The sequence below is a fragment of the Paraburkholderia sp. CNPSo 3076 genome, assembly GCF_026343935.1.
In the GTDB taxonomy this organism is placed as follows: Bacteria; Pseudomonadota; Gammaproteobacteria; order Burkholderiales; family Burkholderiaceae; genus Paraburkholderia; species Paraburkholderia nodosa.
The window spans coordinates 39,776-61,256 of record NZ_JAPMAL010000032.1 but is presented as its reverse complement, the minus strand read 5'-3'; the positions used below and the strand labels follow the sequence as shown (position 1 = coordinate 61,256).

Here is a 21,481-nt window from a genome sequence, read left to right as displayed (position 1 = left end):
GGCGATGCTCTTCCTGGTGTTCGAACTGGACGGCGAGCGTTACGCGCTCGATGCCCGCGAGATCGCGCACGTGCTGCCGCTCGCGCCCGTGCGCGCGTTTCCGGGCACGCCCGCGTATATCGCCGGCGTGATCGACTACGAGGGCGCGCCCGTGCCCGTGGTCGATCTGCCGATGCTCGCGCTCGGGCGGCCGGCACGCATGCTCATGTCCACGCGGCTCGTGCTCGTGTATGACCGCGACGATGACGCCGGCGCGGCTGCCGCTCATGCGAATCCGCGCCGCCTCGCGCTGCTGCTCGAAAGCGCGACGCGCACGCAGTCGATTGCCCCCGAGCGCTTTGCCGAAGGCGGCATCGCCACGCCCGAGGCACGCTGGCTCGGCCCCGTCGCGCGCGACGAGCGCGGTTTCGTGCAGTGGGTGAAAGTCGCCCAGCTGCTCGACGCGCGCGTGCGCGCGCGGCTCTTTCCCGATCCGCCTTCGTGGCAAGGCGCGCCATGAGACAGGCCGACCCGCGCTTCGCCGCCTGGCTGCTCGACGAAACCGGCATCGACGCCGAATCGCTGGGCGCCAACGCGCTCGCTCGCGCGGTGGGCGCACGGGCGGCGGTGACGCTCGAGGTCCACGCCGATCTGCATCCGGCCGTCACGCGTAAGGCGTGGATGAGCGGCGCCGCGCTGCCCGAATGGGCGCGCGAAGCCTACTGGCAGCGTCTCACGGCCACGGCTGCCGAGCGCCAGGCGCTGATCGACGCGCTCGTCGTGCCCGAGACCTGGTTCTTTCGCGAGCGCGAGGCGTTCGCCGCGCTCGCGCGCCTCGGCGCGAAGCGGCTGGCTGCGCAGCCGGGCGACGTGCTGCGCGTGCTGAGCGCGCCGTGCTCGAGCGGCGAGGAGCCGTACTCGGCGGCCATGGCGCTGCTCGACGCGGGCCTCGCGCACGAACAGTTCGCCATCGACGCGATCGACATCAGCGGCCAGTCGATTGCGGCGGCCGCGCGCGGCGTGTACGGCCGCAATGCGTTTCGCGGCGACGGCCTCGCGTTTCGCGAGCGCTATTTCGAGCCGGCGCCGGACGGATGGCGTATCGCCGCGACGGTGCGCCGCGCCGTGACCTTCGAGCGCGCGAACCTGTTCGAATGGCTCGCACCGCACCCGGTGCGCTACGACTTCATTTTTTGCCGCAACGTGCTGATCTATTTCGACCGCGCCTCGCAGGACCGCGCCATCGACTTGCTGCGTGCGCGCCTCACGGCGGGCGGCATGATCTTCGTCGGACCGGCGGAAACCGGGCTGATGATGCGCCATGAGATGGTGTCCGCCTATATTCCGCTCGCGTTCGGTTTTCGCGCGCCGGAACCCGGCGCGACGGCGGATCATCAACATCCAGCGAGCCCGGCGGCCGCCGTGCCGCCTGCGCTCACGCCGCTACCGGTCATTGCCGCTACGGCGGCGGCGCCCGCATTCGGCAGCGCGCCGGTGTTCGCGCCGCTGGACGCGCCCGTGGCCGCGGCGGCACGCGGGCCCGCGCCGCCGCGGCTCTCGCTGCGGCCCTTGCACGGCGCGCCGGCTCCGCGCGCGGCGGCCGTGGTGAGCGCCCATGCGGCGGCCGGGCAGCCCACCGGTGCCACGCCCGAAGCCGCGCTCGCCGACGCGCGGCGCCTCGCCGACGCCGGCGCGCTCGACGAGGCCGAACGCCTCGCCGCGCAAGCGGCGCAGGCGTTGGCGCAGAACGCGGGAACCTGGTACCTGCTAGGCCTGATCGCCGATGCGCAGGGCCGCGCCGTCGAAGCGCTCGCGCACTATCGCAAGGCTATCTATCTGCAGCCCACGCACTACGAAGCGCTCACGCATCTGGCGGCGCTGCTCGAAGTGCAGGGCGATGCCGAAGGCGCGCGCCGGCTGATGCGCCGTGCGCAGCGCGCAGCGCAGCGCGGCGAACCGGACGCAGGAGGCCCGCATGCCTGAGCGCGAACTCGAGCAGGACCGCGCGCAGGACCTCGCGCCGGCGGCGCAACTGCCCGAGCACTGCTGGAAAGTCATCGGCACGCTGGGTGACAACTCGTGCCCGCGCCTCGAAACGTGCGTGCGCTGTCTGAATTGCCCGGTGTTCGAAGAAGCGGCGGCGCGCATGCTCGACCGTCCCGCGCCGCTTGCGCCAGCTGCGCTTGCGCTCGAACGCGCGCCTGAGTCCGTCGGCACGCAGACGCGCCACGAAGGCTCGCTCGTGTTTCGCGTGGGCGGCGAGTGGCTCGCGCTGCCCGCCACCGCGCTGCGCCAGGTGCACGAGGCGCGCGCCATCCACACGCTGCCGCACCGGCGCAGCGCCGCTGTGCTGGGCGTCGTGAACGTGCGCGGCGTGCTCACGCTCGCGGTATCGCTGGCCGCGCTGCTGCGCATCGATGCGGCAGCGCACGCCGCACCGTCGCGCGCCGCCACCCCGCGCCTGCTCGTGACCGAATGGGCGGGCGCGACGACGGCGTTTCCCGTCAATGCCGTGGAGGGCGTGGCGAGCTTCGGCGCCGACGCGCTCCTGCCTGCGCCCGCGACGCTCGCGCAGTCGGCCGGGCGGCACGTGCGCGGCGTGACGCACTGGCGCGGGCGTTCGGTGGGCGTGCTCGACGCCGAGGTGCTATTCGATGCGCTTGCAAGGAGTTTGCGATGAGCGACGACGAACTGAGCCGCCGCTCGCTGCTCGACCTCTTCCATGAGGAGGCGGCGGCGCAGACGCGCACGCTTTCCGCGGGCCTGCTCGCGCTGGAGTCCGCGCCCGCGGATGCCGCCACGCTCGAAGCCTGCATGCGTGCGACGCACTCGCTCAAGGGCGCAGCGCGCATCGTCGGACTGCCGGAGGCGGTCGAGGTGGCGAGCGCGATGGAGGACTGCTTCGTGGCCGCGCAGCGCGGCGAACTGCGCATCGACGCGGCGCGCATCGATGCACTGCTCGTCGGCATCGACCTGCTGAGCGCGGCAGGCGATGCCGCGGCGGCGCCGCTTGCGCACGAGGCGGTCGAGGCCTTCGTGGCGCGCCTGCAGGGCGGAGCGCAGCCCGGCGCGGCCAACACCGCCGCGAGCGCACCCGGGACCACACCCGAAACCGACGACCTCGCCGCACTGGCGGCGTCATTGCGTCTGCCCGAGCCGGAGCGTGAGGCGGCGGCGTCCGGCGACGTCGAACCCGCGCCATCCCGTTCAGCCGACGCCGGGCGCATGCTGCGCGTGCGCGCCGGCACGCTCGACCGCCTGCTCGGCTTCGCGGGCGAATCGCTGGTGGAGTCGCGCCGCATGCGGCCGTTCGCGGAGGGGCTCTTGCGCACGCGCCGTGCGCAGGGCAACGTGCTCGCGGCGCTGGGCCAGTTCCAGGAACGCCACGGAGCGGCACTCGACGTCGACGCTCGCGCGGCGCTCGCCGATATCCGCAATGCGGTTGCGTCGCTCGATCGTCAGCTATCCGAACGATTTGACGACGTCGATCGCATCGACCGGCGCGGCACGCAACTCGCGCAGCGCCTCTACGAGGAGGCCCTGCAATGCCGCATGCGGCCATTCGGCGACACGGCGCACACTTATCCGCGCGTGGTGCGCGACCTTGCGCGCTCGCTCGGCAAGCGCGTGCGCTTCGCGATTGCCGGCGAGTCGACGCAAGTGGACCGCGACATCCTCGAAATGCTCGACGCGCCGCTCGGCCACCTGCTGCGCAACGCGCTCGATCACGGTATCGAGGACCCCGAAACAAGACGGCGCGCGGGCAAGCCGGAAGAGGCAAGCCTCACGCTCGAAGCGCGCCATAGCGCCGGCAAACTGCTGATCGCCGTGGCCGACGACGGCGCGGGCATCGATCTGGACGCACTGCGCGCGAGCATCGTCGCGCGCTCGCTCGCGCAGCCCCAGGCCGCTGCCGCGATGTCCGACGCCGAGCTGTTCGACTTCCTGCTGCTGCCGGGCTTCTCGCTGCGCGATACCGTCACCGATGTGTCGGGCCGCGGCGTAGGCCTCGACGCCGTGCAGAACTTCGCGAAGGCCGTGCGCGGCACGGTGCGCATCGAGAGCGCGGCGGGGCAGGGCACGCGCTTCGTGCTGCAGTTGCCGCTCACGCTCTCGGTGGTGCGCAGCCTGATCGTCGAAGTCGCGGGGGAGGCCTATGCGTTCCCGCTCGCGCACGTGCGCCGCGCGCTCAGCGTGCCGCGCAGCACGATCGAGATGCTCGAAGGCCAGCAGCACATTGCCTTCGAAGGGCGACCCGTGGGGCTCGTGACCGCGCACCAGTTGCTCGGCGCGGGTGCCGAAGCCACGACCGCGGAAGACCTGAATGTCGTGCTGGTGGGCAGCGAGGCGGGCCTCTATGGCGTGGCGGTGGACCGCTTCGCGGGCGAGCGCACGCTCGCCGTACAGCCGCTCGACGCGCGTCTGGGCAAGGTGCGCAACGTCTCGGCAGCGGCGCTGCTCGACGACGGCGAGGTCGCGCTGATCGTCGACGTGGAGGACATCGTGACGTCGGTTGCGCGTCTCGTGCGCGACGGGCAGCTCGCGGGCGTGGCGCGCGGCGGCGCGCACGATGGAGCGCGCGCACGCAAGCGCATTCTCGTTGTCGAGGACTCCTTGACGGTGCGGGAGCTGGAGCGCAAGCTGCTCGAAAAACGCGGCTACGATGTCACGGTGGCGGTGGACGGCATGGACGGCTGGAGCACCTTGCGCAACGCGCACTTCGACCTCGTCATCACCGACGTCGACATGCCGCGCATGGACGGCATCGAACTCGTCACGATGATCAAGGGCGACGCGATGCATCGCAACGTGCCGGTAATGATCGTCTCGTACAAGGATCGTGAAGACGACCGGCGGCGCGGCCTCGACGCGGGCGCCGACTACTATCTGACCAAGGGCAGCTTCCACGACGTAGCGCTGCTCGACGCGGTGAACGACCTGATCGGAGAGGCGGCGGGATGAAAATCGGTATCGCCAACGACATGCCGCTAGCGGTCGAGGCGCTGCGTCAGGCCATTGCGACACGGCCCGGCCATCGCGTGGTGTGGGTCGCCGCGAACGGCGAGGATGCGGTGCAGTTCTGCGCGGCGCAGGTGCCCGACGTGATCCTCATGGATCTCGTGATGCCGAAGCTCGACGGCGTGGAGGCCACGCGGCAGATCATGGCGCGCTCGCCGTGCCCGATCCTGATCGTCACGAGCAGCGTGGGCGCGAACGCCTGGCGCGTGTACGAGGCGATGGGCGCGGGCGCGCTCGATGCCGTCGATACGCCCACGCTCGCGGGGCCCGATACGCGCCGCACCATGGACCTGCTGCTCGCGAAGATCGAGCAGATCGGGCGCGTTTCGGGCGCGCTCGATCTCGCCGCGCGCGCGCCGGCGTTCACCGCTTCCGGCATGGCGAAAGCGCCGCTCATCGCGATCGGCGCCTCGGCGGGCGGACCCAGCGCGCTCGCCACCGTGCTCGGTGCGCTGCCTGCCGGTTTCGGCGCGGGCATCGTGATCGTGCAGCACGTGGACCAGTCGTTCGCCGCGGGCATGGCCGCCTGGCTCGACGGCCAGACGCCGCTCACGGTGCGCATCGCGCTCGAAGGCGAGCAGCCCGAGCCGGGCTGCGTGCTGCTCGCCGCGACCAACGATCATCTGCGCATGACAGCGGGCGGCAAGCTGGCTTACACTCGCGAGCCGGCCGACACACCCTACCGTCCCTCCGTCGATACGTTCTTTCACAGCCTCGTCGAGCGCTGGACGGGCGAGGCGATCGGCGTGCTGCTCACCGGCATGGGGCGCGACGGCGCCATCGGCCTGAAGGCGATGCGCGCCAAGGGCTGGCACACCATCGCCCAGGACGAGGCGACGAGCGCCGTATACGGGATGCCCAAGGCGGCGGCGGCGCTCTTCGCCGCGCGCACGATCCTGCCGCTTGGCGCCATCGCCCCCGAGCTTGCGAGCCGGGTGAAACCACCGCATCAACCTGGCGGCTAGACGCCAGCCATCACGAGACGCGACCGATATCATGACCGAGAAGTCCACTCATCCAACCAGCACAAACGTTGTCGACGGCATCGGACCAGACGTCGGCCTCGACGCGGGTCTCGACCCCAGCAGCGCCGACGACGCTTCGCTCGCCGTCGCGCTGGAGGCCGTGCGCAGCGCGCTGGAGCAAACGCTGCCCGCCGCCGACATGCCGATGATGGTGCTACTGGTGGACGACCAGCCGATCGTGGCGGAGGCCGTGCGCCGGGCGCTCGCGAGCGAACGCGAGATCGACTTCCACTATTGCGCACATCCCGACCAGGCCGTGCGCACGGCCGAGGAAGTGCGCCCGACCGTGATCCTGCAGGACCTCGTGATGCCGGGCACCGACGGTCTCACGCTCGTGCGCGCCTACCGCGCGAACGAAGCGACGCGCGACGTGCCGATCATCGTGCTCTCCACCAAGGAGGAACCCGCCATCAAGAGTGCGGCGTTCGCGTCGGGGGCCAACGATTACCTCGTCAAGCTGCCGGACAGCGAAGAGCTTATCGCGCGCGTGAAATATCATTCGCGATCCTACGTAAACATGCTTCAGCGCGACGAGGCCTATCGCGCGCTGCGCCGCTCGCAGCAGGAACTGCTCCGCGCGAACCTCGAACTGCGCCGCCTCACGCATTCGGATGGCCTGACTGGCCTCTCGAACCGGCGCTATCTGGACGAATTCCTGAGCGCCGAGTGGAAACGGGCGGAGCGCGAGCGCACGGAAGTGTCGCTGCTGATGATCGACGTGGACTACTTCAAGCCCTATAACGACACCTACGGCCACGTGGCAGGCGACAACGTGCTGCGCTCGGTGGCGACGACGATTCGCCGCGAGATACGTCAGCCGCGCGACCTCGTGGCACGCTTCGGCGGCGAGGAGTTCGCCGTCGTGCTGCCGGGCACGGGCAGCGCGGGCGCGCGGTTGCTCGCCGAGAAAATGCGCCGCGACGTGGTGGGGCTCGCGTTGCCGCACGTGGGCTCCGCCGTGAGCGAGCACCTCACGATCAGCATTGGTGTGGCGACGCTCACGCCCGCGCCGGGGCTCGCGGAAACGGCGCTGATCGAGGAAGCCGACGCCGCGCTGTACCGCGCGAAGCGCGACGGCCGCAATCGCGTGGCGTTTTCCACGCACGTGTCGGGGCGGTCGTAAAGGCGCGAAGTGCCTCAACCCGGCGTCCAGTCGTACATCAGGATCTTGGCGCGCGCGTCGTCCTCCACGAGCACCACGTAATCGCCGTTATCGCGCTGCGCGGCGCTCATGCCCATATAGATGTCCACCCAACCGCTCGTGTTGCCCACGTTCGCACCGGGCGTCATCGAACCGACGATCTGGCCGCTGCGCGCGTCGTACACGTCGATCTTCTGCGTGTATAGCTCCGCGATGAACACATAGTTGCCGGCTACGGCGATCCCCACCGTCGTCACCTGCGGGCTGCTGCCCGTGTTCCAGGGCAACGACGCCTGCCAGGTGAGCGTGGGCGAACCGCTCGACCAGTTTTCGTAACGCGCGAGCACGGGCCCGGCTTCCTTCCAGTGCGACGCATCCCACGGAATGTTCGCGGTGAAGCCGGTGATGTACATCGTGTCGGTTTCGGCCACGTAGACGATCCGCGCGATGCGGTTGAACGGCGCCGGCATCGGGAACATCTTCGACGATGCGTAGGTGTACTGCGGATTTCCCTGCGCGTCGAGCCCTTGCATCGGCATCTCGCGAATCCCCGAAAGGGGCGTGGCGAGCCACACGTTGCCGGGCGTGTCCACCCACCAGTAGCCGTTGCCGACGGTCGCGCCCGTCGAGGGGTTCGAGGCGATCTCGCTCGCGTCCACGTGGCCGTCGCCGTTCGCGTCGCGCCACATCCACTCGCCGTAGGTCGGCTGGCCGGCGGGCCAGTTGCCCGGCATCGGATTCTGGGCGAGCAGGCCCGAGGGAATCGCGACTTCGCCATCCGTTGCGGGTGAGAAGCGGTAGATGTTCAGGTAGTGCGCGTACTGGTCGAGCGTATAGAGGAATGGCTGGCCGTTGAAGCGGCGCACCATTGGCGAGCCGCGCACGCCGCGCGTGGAGTGCAGCGCGGGATCGTCGGGATAGGCGAAGCGGTTGAGCGTGAAGCCTGCATGGGTCCATTGCTTGCCGGGCGCCTGGCGGTAGTCGAGCGTGAAGCGCTTCGAGCCGGTGAAGACGTTGGCGGTGTTGGCGGGGTCGAAGGCGGCGGCATCGACGAAGGTCAGGCCATCGAGGCGCCAGCCCAGCGTGCGCGTGCCCATCGCGTAACTTTCGAGCACCGCTCCCTGGCCTACTAGCGCGGTGCCGTACGGCCGCGGCCCCTGGCCGTTTTGCGCGACGTACAGGTTACCCGCCTGGTCGTAGCCGATGCTGGTGATGCCGTTGAAGCGCCAGTCGCCGGGCGTGCCCTCCACGACGTGGAAGATGCCCTGGCGCGTGCCCAGTGTGCCTGCCGCCGCCATCTGGCCGCTCGACGTGCGGGCGTAGAGCAGAATCTGCTGCGAGGCGCCGTTGTCGGCAATCGAGAGCTGGCCGGAAGGCGCGAAGGCGAGGTCGGTCGGCAGGGTGCCCGCGGGTAGCACGGGCGCATCGTTGAGCGCGGTGCCGTCCTTGCGGTAGTGACCGATGCTCGGGCCGTTCGCGTCCTGCATGCCCTGGATCACCCAGAGCGTACCGTCAGTGGCCAGCGCAATGCGGCCCGGCGTGGGCACGGTGAAAGAACGCAGTTGACGCATGGTTTGTGCGTCGTAGACCACGATACGGTTGTCCGCGGTATCGGTAACGTACAACTCGGCGTCGGTGGCGGCGAGGCCGCGCACGGCGCCGTCGCTGCTGCCCGGCGCGGCGAGCACGCGCAGAAAGCTGTTTTTCGTCGCGTTCGCGCTGTTGCCGATGCCGCTCGCGAAGGGGGCGCCCTGCGTCACGTTCGAGCGCAGTCGGCGCGTCACGCCGAACCAGGTCTGGTTGGCGGGCGGATAGTCCGCGCCCACGAGCCCGTTGCTCTGGTTGCCAATCGACATCGCGGCGTACACGTAGGTGCTGTTCGCCGCGATGGCGTCGCCGCCCGCGTTGCCCCAGCCGTGCGTGTTGCCGGCCACGGCGAGCTTGTCGCCGCCGCGGTAGACGCCGATCTCGCTGCCGCTTTCGTCCCAGGGCGCGTTCGCGTAGACGGTGCCGTCGGGCGCGACGGCGATGGCCTGTACGTCTTGCTGCATCCACTTGCCGTCGCCGAAACCGAAGCTGTTGCCGATCCAGGACGTGGTGTAGTTGAGTGTGCTTTGCGCGACGCAGGGTTGAATGGCGAGACCTTGCAGCGCTACCGACAAGGCAATGAGGCGAGCAGCATTTTTCACTTGATTTCCCATCAATCACGAACCTGCCGCAGGGGGCGCGGCAGTTGGGCGTGATGCTCGCATGCGCTTTTAAGGAAATAATTCAAATATTATTCAGTGCGGGTAATGTGGCGTTTTTTATGCGGATGCGATGAATGGGCCGCCCGCATCGCGCAAAATCGCTCGAGCGCCGCGCAAAAAGGGGAATTTCGCCGCCCGGCGGAATAATCCGCGCCCGCCGCGTGTTAGCCCCCGCATCGCCACCCAATCAGCATCGATTCACGATCATGAAGTTTCGCGGGCCGCTCCACGAGCCGCCGGTTTCCGAAGCCGATATCCAGGCCTACAGCGACGGCACGCTCGCCGGCGCGCGGGCGGCGCACGTGCGGCGCTACCTCGCGGGCAAGCCCGGCGAATGGCATCGCATCCTGTTCTACCGGCGCCTGAACGCCCAGATCCGCGATGCTTACCCGGCGCCGGGTGTGCCGACGGCGCAGACGGCGCACTCGCGCACTGCTCCAGCCCGAAGCAGCCGGGTGTTGCGCTACGCTATCGCTCTCGCGGCTGCGGTGGCAATGGCGGGCGCCGCAGTGGCGTGGATCGACGTGACCGAGCCGTCGCAGCAAGTGCTGAACAACGCCGCGGTGATGGCGCTGATGGAAGCCGAAAACGCGCAGCCGGAGGCGCTGGAAGCGGGCGCGGCGCGTGCGCCGTTCGATTTTGGCGCGGCGGGCCTGCATTTTCTCGGCGGCGGCGAAGTGCGGGTTGGCCCGTTCGCGAGCGCGCAGCGCTATGTCTACGAGAACAACCAGGGCGAGCGCGTGGTGCTGCTCGCGAGCCGCGCCTGGCTGGCCGGCGCCGCGCCGCAGTGGAGCGCACACCGCGCGGGTCCGCTGCGGCTCCTGATGTGGCGCGAGCGCGGCACGCGCTGGGTGCTCGCGGGCAACGCCCAAACGCGCGGCTTGATGCGCGCGGCAGACCTCGCGACGCTCGCCGCGCAGCCGGCGCGCGAAGGCGAAGGATCGTGAACCCGCCCGACGATGCAAACCGCGCAATGACCCTTGCGGCAATCCAGGATGAAACATGGACATCCGTGACGAGCTGATAGAACACGTGCCGCGCCTGCGACGCTACGCGCGCGCGCTGATCAACAACCGCGAGCTCGCCGACGACCTCGTGCAGGACACGCTCGAGCGCGCCATAGCCCGCACGGAGCTGTTTCGTTCGGGCACCGACCTGCGCGCCTGGCTTTTCACGATCATGCACAACCTGTTCGTGAACCAGGTGCGAAAGTCGGCGGCGCGCGGTGCGCACGTTTCCGTCGACGACGACAGCGTGCCCGAAACCGATTACGCCGTGCCCGCCACGCAGACGGGCGCGCTCGAAGTGCGCGATCTGGACTTTGCGCTGCAGCGCCTGCCCGTGGAGCAGCGCGAGGTGGTGCTACTGGTAGGACTGGAGGAGATGAGTTACGCCGATGTCGCATTGGCGCTCGACATACCGATCGGCACGGTCATGTCGCGTCTGTCGAGGGGGCGTGAGCGCTTGCGGGCGCTCATGGCCGGTTCCGTCCCGCGTGCGAATCTGAAGGTGGTGCGATGAGCGAGCAACAAAATTCAGTCACGCAAGACGAGATCCACGCCTATGTGGACGGCACGCTTTCCGAGGCGCGCCGCGCCGATGTGGAGCGCGAACTCGAGCGCAACCCCGAGCTTGCCGCGCGCGCGAGCGACTTCTTCTCGCTCAACAACCTGCTGCACGAGCGTTACGACCGCGTGCTCAACGAGCCGCTGCCTGCGCGCCTGCGCGTGGCCGCCCCTGAGCCCGGGCCGCAAACGGTGCGAAACGCTCGCCCAGCCGCGAACTGGCCGCGCTTCGCGGGCCTCGCGGCGGCGCTGGTGCTGGGCGTGGGAATCGGGTGGGGCATGCACTACGGCATGAGCGGCACGGGCGGCCCTGCAGGCGCGGCTGGCGGCGGCGAGCTGCATACGGTGAGCGTGGACAGCACCATGCGCTTCGCGCAGCAAGCGGCGCTCGCGCATGTGGTCTACATGCCGACGGTGGGGCGGCCCGACACGATGGACGACAGCCAGGAGCAGGACTTCGTGAAGTGGCTCGCCAACCGGCTCGGCACCAACGTGCGCGCGCCGATGCTCTCGAAGAGCGGCTTCGAGCTTTCGGGTGGGCGCTTGCTGCCGGCCGACGACGGCGGCGAAGTCGCGCAGTTCATGTATCACAACGCGCGAGGCGAACGTGTGACGCTGTGTATCTCGCACCGCAAGACGAGCGCCAACACCACTGCGTTCAAGCTTTATCAGGATGGACCTGTGAATGTGTTTTATTGGGTGGATGGGGACTTCGGGTATGCGCTTTCGGGCGGGATCGATCGTAAGGAGCTACTGCAGCTTGCGCATGATGTTTATGCGCAGTTGACGCCGCGGTGAGGGGTTGGGTTTTTTCGTTGTTCCTGGCCGGTTTGGCCTTTCCTTGTGTTCGCGTACCGACGCGAAAACAAGAAAAAGCCAAAGCACCAGGAACCGCGCGCAGCGCCCATCACCTGATCTTCACCGCAACAAAGCTCCGCGCATTATTCCGCTGAATCAGCAGCGACATGCTCTTTGTCGCCTTCGCTTCCAGCGCGACAGCTTGCTCCTGCGATTCGACCAGCGTGTCGTCGAGCGACAGCACGACATCGCCTGCCCGCACGCCCGCGCTCGCAGCGGGTCCAGTCGAGGCTTCCACCATCAAACCAAGCGGCAACCCGGTCGTGCGCTTTTCCTCGGCGCTCAGCGCATGCGCGATCAGACCGAGGCGGTCGGCGGCATGGCGCGCGGCCGGTGCCGTCGCAGCGGCGGGCTGCACGTTCGGGTCCGTCATCACCGCTTTGACGGCGTGCACGTCAGACGGCGGCGCCTTGCTCACCGGATCCGCTACGGCGGGCGCGACTGGCGCGTCGGTCTTCTCCGCCGCCTGCGCGGCTTCGGTTGCCTGTGCTGCCGTCGCCCCAGCGGCCCCCGCTGCGCCTGTCGCCGCCGCAGGCGCATCCGCATCCGCCGCCTTCGCCTCGAACGCCGTGTTCGAGAAGCCGGCCACCGCGGGCTGGCGATTGCGGATCACCTTCAGCGACGCTGGCGTGGCCGGCGGCACAGCCGCGAGCGCGGCGGCGAGCGTCGCGGCCCGGTCGACGGGTTTGGTGCCGACCTGCACGATCACGTCGCCGGTCCGGATGCCCGCTTTGCCGATGGGCGAGCCGGGATCGACGGCGTCCACGAGCGCGCCGCCCGCATGCGGCAAGCCGAGCGCCGCCGCAAGCCCGGGGCTCACGTCCTCGACCTGCATGCCGAACGTGCGGATCGTGCCGCCACTGCCCGCGCTTGCTGCATTCGCCGCATTGGCGCTGCCGGCGGGCGCCGCCTTGCGCGCCTGCAACTGGGCGCGGAACTGGTTGGCGGCGTCGATCGGAATCGCGAAGGTCAGGCCCTGGTAGCGGCCGCCGTCCGCGTAAATCTGCACGCCGATGCCGATCACCTCGCCCGCGCGATTGAAGATCGGGCCACCGGAGTTGTCGGGGTTGACCGCGACGTCGGTCTGCAGGAACGGGAACGCCTTGCCGTCGGGGAGCGTGCGCGACGTCGCGCTGAGGATGCCCGTCGTCACGGTGTTCTGGTAGCTGTCCGGCGACCCGATCGACAGCACGGGTTCGCCGGCGTGCACCTTCGCTGTTTCGGCGAGCTTCACGAACGGCAGATCGTGGCCGTCGATCTGCAGCACGGCAACGTCGCTTTGCGGATCGACGGCGACGACCTCCGCCTTGAACTCTCGCTTGTCCGTGAGCCGCACGGTCACCTGCTCGGCGTTGTCGACGATATGCGCCGTGGTGAGCACGACGCCATCGGGGCTGACGATGAAGCCGGAGCCCGCGCCCGTCATCACGCGCGGCCCGCTGGCTTCGGCGTCGGACGCCGGCTTCGGCGCGCGCCGGAAGAATACGAAGAAAGGATCGTCGGCGTCGATGGCCTCCTGCTCGGGCGGCGCGGACGGGTCGTCGGCGCTGCGCGCGATCACGTGCACGACGGCTGGGCCGTAGCGCTCGGCGAGCGAGAAGAAGTCGGGTGCGGCCACGGCCGCCGGCGCGGTTGCTTCGGCGGTGGCCTTCGGCGCGGCGGCTTTGTCGCCAGTGGCCTTGTCGCTAGCGGCCTTGTCGGCGGCGGCTTTGTTCGCGGCGGCTTTGTTGGCGGGCGGCTTGGTGGAGGCCGGAGGCGGCGTTGCGGCGTTCGCCTCGTAACAGAAAGCGCTGGCAAGCGCGAGGGCGAGCGCCGCCGCAGGGCGCGAAGTGCGGGCGAAGATCAGGCGGAGCACAGCACACCTCCCAGTGGTCATCGTGCTGGCGGGCGGCATACGAACGCGGATAGCAAACGAGTGCCGACGACCATAGTGTAGTCACGCCACAAGACAATTGGGGGGCAGGGTTTGTCCTGTAGCGCACGCAAATCCGCACGCAGCCGTCATGGTGAATGCGCGGCGCATCGAAGATGACGCCTGGCTGACTTTGCGGCTGGCCAGGACGCTCAGGGAAGGAAGGGGCGGCGCCGACAAGGCGCGCGAGATGCCCCGCTCGTCGCGAGCGGGGCGTTCGGCGGTGGCGGGGGCTAGCGGGATCCGGCGATCGCTTTCAGCTACCCGAATACAGGTTGCAGAAGCTCACCGGCCCGACACACGTCGTGTGCGGTGCGCCGGCGTCGCTCGTGCCCTGCATGGGCGCGCCCATGCCGCTGGGTTCCTGCTGTTGATGCTGTGCCTTCGCACGCGCGACTTGCTGCGCGGAGATGGGGCTCACGTCGGGATACGAACTATCGGTCACGAATTGCGAACCGTTGGCCTGCGCTTCGATCAACTGTTCGCGCACCTGGGCACGCGTGAGTCCCTGCGCGGACGCGGTGGATGCGGCGCCGATGCAAGCCGTCACGACGAGCAAGGCGAAAAGCGGGCGGCGGATGATCATTTCGAACTCCTGATTAAATAGCATGGTTCGGCGACCGGCTGGAGCACGGTCGAATCAACGGAGACTGCAATGGGTATACCGCCGCGGGTTGGCAGTTATTCCCGTGGAGTTGTTGCCGCGGGGAGTTTTTCTACGTGAGCTGCACCTGGAGCCAATGCGGCAGGCCCGTGCCGATCAGGCTGACACCAAAGAGCGCGAGCGCGCCGGCCAGCAGAAGAGCGAGCGGACTGACCCGCGTTTTGAGCAGCACGCAAAGCGACACGACGGCAATGGCCTTCGCGGGCAGGCCGCCATTGAGCGACTTGAGCAGCACCCAGCCCGCCGCGAGCATCATGCCGGCCGCGATGGGGCGCAGGCCGCGCTCGAGCGCCAACTGCCACGCCGCGCCCTGATAGCGGCCCCAGATATGCGTCACGCCATAGATGAGGATAGCGGTTGGCAGCAAGAGCGCGGCCGTCGCCACGAGTGCGCCCCAGAACCCGGCAACCTGCCAGCCGATCAACGTGACGAGCAGTGAGCCCGGGCCCGGCGCCATGCGCGAAATCGCGAAGTCGGCGGCGAATTGCGAATGCGTCATCCACGGATGCACTTCCACGACCTGGCGCTGAATCTCGGCGACGATCGCCTGGCCGCCGCCGATCGTCACGAGTGAAAGTGGCGCGAAAATGGCGGCTAGCTGACCGAGCAGGCGTGCATTCATCGTGCACCCCGGCGGATCGCCACGTATTCGTAGAGCACGCTCGCGGCGCCGCCTGTCACAACGACCCACACCAGCGACAAACGCAGAATGCCGATCGCAAGAAAGGTCGCCGCCATGAGCAGCAGCGGCAGCACTTGCCGCCGCACGCACCGTGCGGTGACGACTCCCATCGACAGCGACAGTCCCGTGGCCGCCGCGGCGGCGCCGGCGATCAGAATCTGCGTGAGCGGATGGAAGATGAGCGCGCCAACGACGCTGCCAATCACGATGATCAGGCACGCGGGCGGCACGACGATGCCCGTTACGGCCACGGCGGCGCCACGCCAGCCCAGCAGCCGGTGCCCGATCCAGATCGCCATGTTCTTCACGTTGATGCCGGGCAGCGCCTGCGAGATGGCGAGTCCGTTGAGAAAGTCCTCTTCGCTGATCCAGTTGCGATCCTGGACGAATTCGCGCAACAGCCAGCCGCTCAAACCGCCGCCGAAGCTCGTCATGCCGATGCGGCTGAAGATCAGAAAGAGTCCGAACAGCGTGGGGCGCGGCGAGGCGTTTGGCGTGGAAGCGGTCACGGGGATGACGGAAAGCGGGTAATGCCGAACAGTTCGGCTATCGTCTCGTGCGGCCTTTCTTTCCGGTTTCAGCGCGATCGAGTCGATCTTTTACCGGTGTTCGAATGGTCACCGCGGCAACGGTCGCCAAAATTATAGCGCCGCAACACGTGTGACGCGGAGGGCGCGCGGTCACGCAAAATTCAGCGCGAGGCCAGGACCGTTATGATGGTCGAACTCGCAGCGGCTCGATCGCTGTGATCGCTGTATTCGCGCTGTCCGCCGTGTGCCGCCTGGCGTGACGTGAACAAAACGCCTTGTCGCCATTGCTCATGCCCAGGAAAAAGACCAGCGTCTGGCTCAAAGGTCTCGAACTGCTCACCCGCATGAGCGCACCGCGACCGAAGAAAAAGGCCGCCGCACGCAAGACGGCGCCCGCCAAGGCCACGCAGGTCGCGAGGCCGGCAGCGAAACCGGCGAGGCGCGCCGCGAAGGCGCACGTGGGGCGTGCGCAGCCGGCGGGCACGGCCGGCAGGTGGATCCGCTCCTATCATTCCGCGCCTCCCAGGGCCGGGCATCTCGTCAACCATCTCGCGTATGCGCTCTATTTGCCCACCGGCGCGGCCATGGCCACGGGCCTGCCGCTCGTGGTCATGCTGCACGGCTGCAAGCAGACGGCGGAGTCGTTCGCCGCGGGCACGCGGGTTTGCCGGCTGGCGGATCGCGCAGGCTTCGCCGTGCTGCTTCCCGAGCAGGCAAAAACGGCGCACGCACAGCGATGCTGGCACTGGCACGGCGATCATGCGCAGTCGGAGGCGCCAGCGGTCACCTCGCTCGTCGATGCCATCGTGCGCGAGCACGGATTCGATCGCGAGCGCGTGTACCTCGCGGGCATCTCGGCGGGAGCGGGTCTCGCGTCCGTGCTCGCCATGCGCCATCCGTGGCGCTTCGCGGCCGTGGGCCTGCACTCGGGGCCGGTTTTCGGTGCGGCCAGTTCCACGATGAGCGCGATGAGCGTCATGCGCCACGGCAGCCGCGAAGACCCGGTGCATCTGGTCGATGCCGCTCTCGACGTCGCCGCCCATCCCGGTGTGCCGGCCTTCATCGTGCAAGGCGAAATCGACGCGGTCGTGGCGCAGCGCAACGGCGTGCAGCTCGGCATGCAGTTCGCGCGCGTCAACCGGCTGCTCGACGCGCAGGGCGAATTGCGCGTCGGCGAGATCCGGACCTATAGCCGCGACGCGGTGGCGTACACCGACTATGTCAAGTCGGGCAGGCTCGTCGCGCGGGTGTGTGTCGTTCGCGGGCTCGGGCATGCATGGAGCGGCGGCGATCCGCGCGAAGCGTTTCATTCGGACCGGGGCCCCGACGCGATGGCGATGATGTGGCAGTTCTTCCGGCGGCAGCGCCGAAGCGCGGCAGATGACATGGTGTGAGCGGGCCGTCAGCGCTCGTTTGCGCGGCGCACTCTCGCCGGGAGCTGCGTGGCCGCCGCGAAGCACAGGAGATGCAGCCCGCAGAGCGCCGCGAACGCCAGCAGGAATTGCCGCGGTTCGGCAGCGGAAGAACTCGGCACTGCCAGGGAAATGGCGATGGAGATGAGCGTCGTTGCGACCGGTCCGCCAATTCGCTGCACGATATTCAACGCGGTGTTCGCCACCGGAAGCCGTGCCTTCGGCATGCGGGCATACGCGGCGGAAATCGAAGGAATGCTAATGGTTCCCTGACCCACGCCCGCGATAAAGAGACTGGCCAACGCGAGGCCCGTGGAGAACGCGTTGCCGGCCATCCACAGGAACGGCAGCGTGGCGACGAGCGCCAGCAACGCGCCGCCTGCCGCGAGCGCCCGGCAGCCCAGCCGCTCGGTGAGAAAGCCCATGCAGGCGAACGAAGCCATCATGCCCGCGCCCGTCGCCGCGAGCAGCCAGCCCGCGTGCGCGGCGCTCAGGCCGCAGCCCGCTATGAGGTAGAGCGGAACGGCCAGCTGCCGTCCATACATGATGCCGTTGGCGAAGAATTGCGTGACGGCGGGAACCGCGAACATCCGGTCCGCAAAGAGGCGCACGTCGATCAGCGCTGTCGTGGGCCGGCGCACCGAGTGCCACACGAATCCCGCGAGCAGCGCGGCGCCGGCGAGCAGAAACTCCGCGCCTCCGGCATGCATGGCGCTCTGGAATCCATAGACGAGCGCGGCGAGCCCGGGTGAGATCAAGGCGAAGCCCGCGAAATCGAAGCGGCGCTTTTGCGATTGGGCGGCGTCGGGCGCGAGCAGGAGCGCGGCGAGCGTGACGCCGAGAATGCCGACCGGCACGTTGATCAAGAAGAGCCAGGGCCACGCCGCCCGCGCCAGCACGGCGCCGGCAAGCACCGGGCCGAGGATCGGCCCGAGCAGGATGGGCAGCGTGGCGTAGCCCATCACGCGCTCCATGTTCTTGCCGGCGACGCGCCCGATCATCATCTGCGCCATGGGCGCGAGCAGCCCGGCCACCAGGCCCTGAACAATGCGCGCGCCGATCAGTTCCTCCATGGTTTGCGCCGCGCCGCACAGCACGGAGGCGAGCGTGAAGGTCGAGAAGGCGAAGAGATAGAGCCGCTTCGCACCGACGCGATCCACCAGCCAGCCGTTGAGCGGAAGCATGAGCGCCATGGCCAGCAGGTAGCCGCTCATGATCCACTGCGTCGTGGCAACGGGCGAGTGGAGCGCATGGCCGATGGCGGAGAGGGAAACGTTCACGAGCGTCGAGTCCATCTGCGCCATGAACGAGCCGATGGAGACGATCACGGCGACCTTCCAGACGCACCGGGGAATCCGGTTATCGGGAGCGCTGCTATCACGCGTGCCGCTCATCGTTCAGCCAGCCTTCTCATGATGTCGCCCGCCTTGAAAAGCGTGGCGCGCTCGTCTTCGTCTAGGTCCGCGATGGCCTGCGAGAGCCACAGCTGTTTCGCGTCGCGGGTCTGCTTGCGCAGTTGCCTGCCCTTTTGCGTCAGTTCGATGAGCAACTGGCGGCCGTCGGTCGCATGCGGCGTACGCTTGACGAGGGCCATTTGCTCGAGCGCCGCGATGGTGGCGCCCATCGACTGGGGCCGCATGCCTTCGGCGCGCGCGAGCGCGGCAATCGTGGCGGGGCCGTCGTTGGCGAGCCGCGACATGACGACGGACTCGGTCATCGAGAGAGCGCCCGCATCAGACTCGTTGCGCGTGCGCCGCACGAGCATGCCGATCGCCTGCATGAGGTCGATGACGGCGGGTTCAGGGGTTTTGGCAGACATGGCGATCCACGCGGATTCGGCTGGGGTATGTCAGCGCATCATGAAGATAAACAGCTAAACTTGCAAGTTTGACTGTTGAAAATTTGGGACGCGAGGAGAGGGGGCGCCGGCCTGTCAGTGCGGACCACAGGCCATTGAGGCGTATGCTTGCCATCAAACGACGGCATTCAACCCCGATGGAGACACGCATGGCGGCACTTCAAATCGACGATGTCCCGGCCGCGATCCGGCAGGCCAAGCGCATGTTGCGCGCGCAACTGCCGAATTATCGCGAAGTGTTCGAGGACGTCGCGCAGGCCATTGGCGAAGAAGCGCGGCACATCGCCCGGCTGCGCGAGGCAGGCGAGGCCGTGATTCCGGAGATCGCGTTCGCCGACATTCAGGCGCAGCGCGTGAGCGCCGAGGCGATCGCACTCGTGAAAGCGCGCGGCGCCTGTGTGATCCGCCGCGTGTTCGAGCCGGAGCAGGCCGCGCGCTGGGACGCCGAAATTGCCGATTACGTGGCGCGCAACGATCTCGACGCGCGTGCCGCCCAACGCGCGGCGCAGCGCAATGCCCTCCCGCCGCAGGCGAGCCGCCCATTGATCTATGGCCTCTACTGGTCCCGCCCGCAGGTGCAGGCGCGCGAGTCCGCCGAACTGACGGCCGCGCGCGTCTTCCTCAATCGCCTGTGGCGCCACGAGAGCGAAGGGCGCGTGCATTTCGATCCTGATGTCGTGCCCGTCTACGCCGACCGTCTGCGGCGCCGGCCGCCCGGAACGGCTGCGCCCGGCCTCGCCGCGCATTGCGACGGCGGTGCAGTCGAGCGCTGGGTCGACGAGAATTTCCGCCAGGTCTATCGCCACGTGTTCTCGGGCGACTGGCGGCGCTACGACCCGTTCGACGGCGCGTACCGCACGCACGCGAGCGAGATTCCCTCGCGCGTGGCCTCTTCGATGTTCCGCACCTTCCAGGGCTGGACCGCGCTTACGCCGCAGGGCCCCGGCGACGGCACGCTGCAGATCGTGCCCATCGCCAACGCCATGGCGTACGTCCTCTTGCGCGCGCTGCAGGACGACGTGGCCGAGGACGACCTGTGCGGCGCCCAGCCGGGCCGTGGGCTGCCGATTAGTGCCGAGTGGCATGCGCCGCTGATCGATGCGTTGATATCGATTCCTCAGATGCAAGCCGGCGACACCGTATTCTGGCACTGCGACGTGATTCACTCCGTGGAAGACGAGCACCGCGGCAGCGGCTACAGCAACGTGATGTACATCCCGGCCACGCCGGGTTGCGCGAAGAACGACGCCTATTTGCAGCGCCAGCTGCCGAGCTTTCTCGAAGGCCGCAGTCCGCCCGACTTTCCCGCCGAGCATATCGAAGCCGATCTGGCGGACCGGGCCGGTGTGGCCGATCTCACGCCGCTCGGCCGCACCCAGCTCGGCTTGCCCGGCGTTGCCTAACATGGGCACATGACCCGCGCGTGTCGGCGCATCGATTCGCGTGCTTGCCTGTAAAAGCACGCGTATGGCATGCTGTGCGCCGATCAACCGGCCATGACGACCATGGATTTCGCTTCGTCCGTCGCAACGTATGGCGCCGACCTGTCGGGCCTCATTTGCGGTTTTCGCTTCACGCCCGGCCAGCCTGGGCAGCCCGTCACGTGCGACGACGTCCTCGAGGCGCTGCGGCGTACGCACGAGAGCGGCGAGCCGCAGGCTGTGCGCGACGACACGTTTTACTGGCTGCACTTCAATCTCGCCCACGCCGCGGCGCAACCGTGGATGCGCGCGCATCTCGACGTGCCCGACGCCTTCTTCGAGATGCTCGTGGAAGGCTCGCACTCCACGCGTATCGAACACGTGGACAACGGCCTGTTCGCCGTGGTCAACGACGTGATGTTCGATTTCGAACTCACGCCCTCGCAGATCGCGACGCTCTGGTCGTACACGCACGAGCGCATTCTCGTCACGGCGCGCCTGAAGCCGCTGCGCTCGATCGACCGTCTGCGCGGCTACGTGCGCAACGGCGAGACGTTCCGCTCGCCGGCCGAGCTGCTGATCCACTTGATGCGCGACCAGGCCGACCTGATGGTGGAGATCGTGCGCCGCACGAGCGTCGACGTCGATCGCGCCGAGGACCAGTTTCTCGCCTCGCGCCGCAATGCGAGCCGCCATGAACTCGCGGCCATGCGGCGCATCCTGGTGCGCCTGCAACGCATGCTCGCGCCGGAGCCGGGCTCGATTTTCCGTCTGCTCGCGCGCCCGCCCCGCTGGCTCCAGACACCCGACATGCAGGACCTGCGCGAGGCGACCGAAGAGTTCTCGCTCGTGCTGGGCGACATGGCCGGACTCGTCGAGCGCATCAAGCTCCTGCAGGAAGAAATTGCCGCGCGGCTCGAAGAGCAGAACAACCGCACGCTCTTCACGCTCACGCTCGTCACCGTGCTCGCGCTGCCGATCAACATCGTCGCGGGCTTCTTCGGCATGAACGTGGGCGGCATTCCGCTCGCGGAAAACCGCCACGGCTTCTGGCTCATGGTGGTGCTGGTCGCGACCTTCACGGCGCTGCTGGGTTGGTGGGTGTTCCGCCGGCGCGGCGACAGCTGAGGCTTCCGGGGTTGCCGCCGGACTGCCCGGCGCGCGCT

General features: G+C 68.6%; 19 protein-coding genes. 12 read left to right on the top strand and 7 right to left on the bottom strand.

What is annotated here, in order from left to right; genetic code table 11:
- The first annotated feature begins 4 nt into the window (after nucleotides 1–4).
- The 6 genes from M3A49_RS31850 (at nucleotide 5) to M3A49_RS31825 (ending at nucleotide 7,146) form a co-directional block, all read left to right on the top strand.
- Nucleotides 5–499 carry a chemotaxis protein CheW gene (locus tag M3A49_RS31850; protein ID WP_266232513.1) on the top strand — a complete coding sequence of 165 codons (495 nt, stop codon included), beginning with the start codon at nucleotides 5–7 and terminating at the stop codon, nucleotides 497–499.
- Nucleotides 496–1,962, top strand: coding sequence for a CheR family methyltransferase (locus tag M3A49_RS31845; RefSeq protein ID WP_266232512.1), 1,467 nt, complete (start codon nucleotides 496–498; stop codon nucleotides 1,960–1,962). Before M3A49_RS31850 ends, M3A49_RS31845 begins: the two co-directional genes overlap by 4 nt.
- Nucleotides 1,955–2,659: a chemotaxis protein CheW gene (locus M3A49_RS31840; RefSeq protein WP_266232511.1), complete on the top strand. Its 705-nt coding sequence runs from the start codon at nucleotides 1,955–1,957 to the stop codon at nucleotides 2,657–2,659. Before M3A49_RS31845 ends, M3A49_RS31840 begins: the two co-directional genes overlap by 8 nt.
- Nucleotides 2,656–4,941: a hybrid sensor histidine kinase/response regulator gene (locus tag M3A49_RS31835; RefSeq protein WP_266232510.1), complete on the top strand. Its 2,286-nt coding sequence runs from the start codon at nucleotides 2,656–2,658 to the stop codon at nucleotides 4,939–4,941. Before M3A49_RS31840 ends, M3A49_RS31835 begins: the two co-directional genes overlap by 4 nt.
- Nucleotides 4,938–5,963 carry a chemotaxis response regulator protein-glutamate methylesterase gene (locus tag M3A49_RS31830; protein ID WP_266232509.1) on the top strand — a complete coding sequence of 342 codons (1,026 nt, stop codon included), beginning with the start codon at nucleotides 4,938–4,940 and terminating at the stop codon, nucleotides 5,961–5,963. Before M3A49_RS31835 ends, M3A49_RS31830 begins: the two co-directional genes overlap by 4 nt.
- A gap of 199 nt (nucleotides 5,964–6,162) precedes the next feature.
- A complete protein-coding gene (locus M3A49_RS31825; RefSeq protein ID WP_266232550.1) occupies nucleotides 6,163–7,146 on the top strand; it encodes a diguanylate cyclase in 984 nt (327 codons plus the stop codon).
- 14 nt (nucleotides 7,147–7,160) lie between these two features.
- Here M3A49_RS31825 and M3A49_RS31820 read toward each other — a convergent pair whose 3' ends face one another.
- Nucleotides 7,161–9,365: a hypothetical protein gene (locus M3A49_RS31820; RefSeq protein WP_416339051.1), complete on the bottom strand. Its 2,205-nt coding sequence runs from the start codon at nucleotides 9,363–9,365 to the stop codon at nucleotides 7,161–7,163.
- A 254-nt stretch (nucleotides 9,366–9,619) separates the two neighbouring features.
- On the opposite strand from M3A49_RS31820, the gene M3A49_RS31815 reads away from it, so the two are divergent.
- The 3 genes from M3A49_RS31815 to M3A49_RS31805 are packed head-to-tail and all read left to right on the top strand — an operon-like array spanning nucleotide 9,620 to nucleotide 11,776.
- Nucleotides 9,620–10,360: a transcriptional regulator gene (locus tag M3A49_RS31815; RefSeq protein ID WP_266232508.1), complete on the top strand. Its 741-nt coding sequence runs from the start codon at nucleotides 9,620–9,622 to the stop codon at nucleotides 10,358–10,360.
- A 55-nt stretch (nucleotides 10,361–10,415) separates the two neighbouring features.
- Nucleotides 10,416–10,934, top strand: coding sequence for a sigma-70 family RNA polymerase sigma factor (locus tag M3A49_RS31810; protein WP_028205375.1), 519 nt, complete (start codon nucleotides 10,416–10,418; stop codon nucleotides 10,932–10,934).
- Entirely contained in the window at nucleotides 10,931–11,776 is an 846-nt protein-coding gene (locus M3A49_RS31805) for an anti-sigma factor family protein (RefSeq protein WP_266232507.1), read from the top strand. The genes M3A49_RS31810 and M3A49_RS31805 overlap by 4 nt, the downstream gene beginning before the upstream one ends.
- A gap of 109 nt (nucleotides 11,777–11,885) precedes the next feature.
- Here M3A49_RS31805 and M3A49_RS31800 read toward each other — a convergent pair whose 3' ends face one another.
- From M3A49_RS31800 to M3A49_RS31785, 4 genes are all read right to left on the bottom strand, one after another.
- Nucleotides 11,886–13,691, bottom strand: a complete 1,806-nt coding sequence (locus M3A49_RS31800; protein WP_266232506.1) for a trypsin-like peptidase domain-containing protein — start codon at nucleotides 13,689–13,691, stop codon at nucleotides 11,886–11,888.
- Between the two features lie 313 nt (nucleotides 13,692–14,004).
- Nucleotides 14,005–14,334: a DUF4148 domain-containing protein gene (locus M3A49_RS31795; RefSeq protein ID WP_254357190.1), complete on the bottom strand. Its 330-nt coding sequence runs from the start codon at nucleotides 14,332–14,334 to the stop codon at nucleotides 14,005–14,007.
- A gap of 130 nt (nucleotides 14,335–14,464) precedes the next feature.
- Entirely contained in the window at nucleotides 14,465–15,034 is a 570-nt protein-coding gene (locus M3A49_RS31790) for a chromate transporter (RefSeq protein ID WP_266232505.1), read from the bottom strand.
- Nucleotides 15,031–15,603, bottom strand: coding sequence for a chromate transporter (locus M3A49_RS31785; protein WP_266232504.1), 573 nt, complete (start codon nucleotides 15,601–15,603; stop codon nucleotides 15,031–15,033). Before M3A49_RS31785 ends, M3A49_RS31790 begins: the two co-directional genes overlap by 4 nt.
- 311 nt (nucleotides 15,604–15,914) lie before the next feature.
- Between M3A49_RS31785 and M3A49_RS31780 the strand changes: the two genes are divergently transcribed.
- Entirely contained in the window at nucleotides 15,915–17,018 is a 1,104-nt protein-coding gene (locus M3A49_RS31780) for a PHB depolymerase family esterase (protein WP_266232503.1), read from the top strand.
- Nucleotides 17,019–17,026: 8 nt separating this feature from the next.
- On the opposite strand, the gene M3A49_RS31775 is transcribed toward M3A49_RS31780, so the two are convergent.
- Together M3A49_RS31775 and M3A49_RS31770 are read right to left on the bottom strand one after the other, a co-directional pair.
- Nucleotides 17,027–18,430 (bottom strand): DHA2 family efflux MFS transporter permease subunit, encoded by a 1,404-nt coding sequence (locus M3A49_RS31775; RefSeq protein WP_266232502.1) that lies wholly within the window; start codon nucleotides 18,428–18,430, stop codon nucleotides 17,027–17,029.
- Complete coding sequence (locus tag M3A49_RS31770; protein ID WP_266232501.1) at nucleotides 18,427–18,855, bottom strand: MarR family winged helix-turn-helix transcriptional regulator; 429 nt, start codon at nucleotides 18,853–18,855, stop codon at nucleotides 18,427–18,429. Before M3A49_RS31770 ends, M3A49_RS31775 begins: the two co-directional genes overlap by 4 nt.
- Nucleotides 18,856–19,043: 188 nt before the next feature.
- Here M3A49_RS31770 and M3A49_RS31765 point away from each other — a divergent pair, with 188 nt between their 5' ends.
- The gene (locus M3A49_RS31765) at nucleotides 19,044–20,297 is read left to right on the top strand and encodes a DUF1479 domain-containing protein (protein ID WP_266232500.1); all 1,254 of its coding nucleotides are present in this window, start codon (nucleotides 19,044–19,046) and stop codon (nucleotides 20,295–20,297) included.
- 102 nt (nucleotides 20,298–20,399) lie between these two features.
- Complete coding sequence (locus M3A49_RS31760; RefSeq protein WP_266232548.1) at nucleotides 20,400–21,443, top strand: transporter; 1,044 nt, start codon at nucleotides 20,400–20,402, stop codon at nucleotides 21,441–21,443.
- Nucleotides 21,444–21,481 lie beyond the last annotated feature (38 nt).

What these genes read in the sequence shown, in the direction of transcription:
- M3A49_RS31850 (WP_266232513.1), top strand. Translation starts at nt 5, where the DNA reads ATGCTCTTCCTGGTGTTCGAACTGGACGGCGAGCGTTACGCGCTCGAT.
- M3A49_RS31845 (WP_266232512.1), top strand. Translation starts at nt 496, where the DNA reads ATGAGACAGGCCGACCCGCGCTTCGCCGCCTGGCTGCTCGACGAAACC.
- M3A49_RS31840 (WP_266232511.1), top strand. Translation starts at nt 1,955, where the DNA reads ATGCCTGAGCGCGAACTCGAGCAGGACCGCGCGCAGGACCTCGCGCCG.
- M3A49_RS31835 (WP_266232510.1), top strand. Translation starts at nt 2,656, where the DNA reads ATGAGCGACGACGAACTGAGCCGCCGCTCGCTGCTCGACCTCTTCCAT.
- M3A49_RS31830 (WP_266232509.1), top strand. Translation starts at nt 4,938, where the DNA reads ATGAAAATCGGTATCGCCAACGACATGCCGCTAGCGGTCGAGGCGCTG.
- M3A49_RS31825 (WP_266232550.1), top strand. Translation starts at nt 6,163, where the DNA reads ATGCCGATGATGGTGCTACTGGTGGACGACCAGCCGATCGTGGCGGAG.
- M3A49_RS31820 (WP_416339051.1), bottom strand. Translation starts at nt 9,365, where the DNA reads ATGGGAAATCAAGTGAAAAATGCTGCTCGCCTCATTGCCTTGTCGGTA.
- M3A49_RS31815 (WP_266232508.1), top strand. Translation starts at nt 9,620, where the DNA reads ATGAAGTTTCGCGGGCCGCTCCACGAGCCGCCGGTTTCCGAAGCCGAT.
- M3A49_RS31810 (WP_028205375.1), top strand. Translation starts at nt 10,416, where the DNA reads ATGGACATCCGTGACGAGCTGATAGAACACGTGCCGCGCCTGCGACGC.
- M3A49_RS31805 (WP_266232507.1), top strand. Translation starts at nt 10,931, where the DNA reads ATGAGCGAGCAACAAAATTCAGTCACGCAAGACGAGATCCACGCCTAT.
- M3A49_RS31795 (WP_254357190.1), bottom strand. Translation starts at nt 14,334, where the DNA reads ATGATCATCCGCCGCCCGCTTTTCGCCTTGCTCGTCGTGACGGCTTGC.
- M3A49_RS31790 (WP_266232505.1), bottom strand. Translation starts at nt 15,034, where the DNA reads ATGAATGCACGCCTGCTCGGTCAGCTAGCCGCCATTTTCGCGCCACTT.
- M3A49_RS31780 (WP_266232503.1), top strand. Translation starts at nt 15,915, where the DNA reads ATGCCCAGGAAAAAGACCAGCGTCTGGCTCAAAGGTCTCGAACTGCTC.
- M3A49_RS31775 (WP_266232502.1), bottom strand. Translation starts at nt 18,430, where the DNA reads ATGAGCGGCACGCGTGATAGCAGCGCTCCCGATAACCGGATTCCCCGG.
- M3A49_RS31770 (WP_266232501.1), bottom strand. Translation starts at nt 18,855, where the DNA reads ATGTCTGCCAAAACCCCTGAACCCGCCGTCATCGACCTCATGCAGGCG.
- M3A49_RS31765 (WP_266232500.1), top strand. Translation starts at nt 19,044, where the DNA reads ATGGCGGCACTTCAAATCGACGATGTCCCGGCCGCGATCCGGCAGGCC.
- M3A49_RS31760 (WP_266232548.1), top strand. Translation starts at nt 20,400, where the DNA reads ATGGATTTCGCTTCGTCCGTCGCAACGTATGGCGCCGACCTGTCGGGC.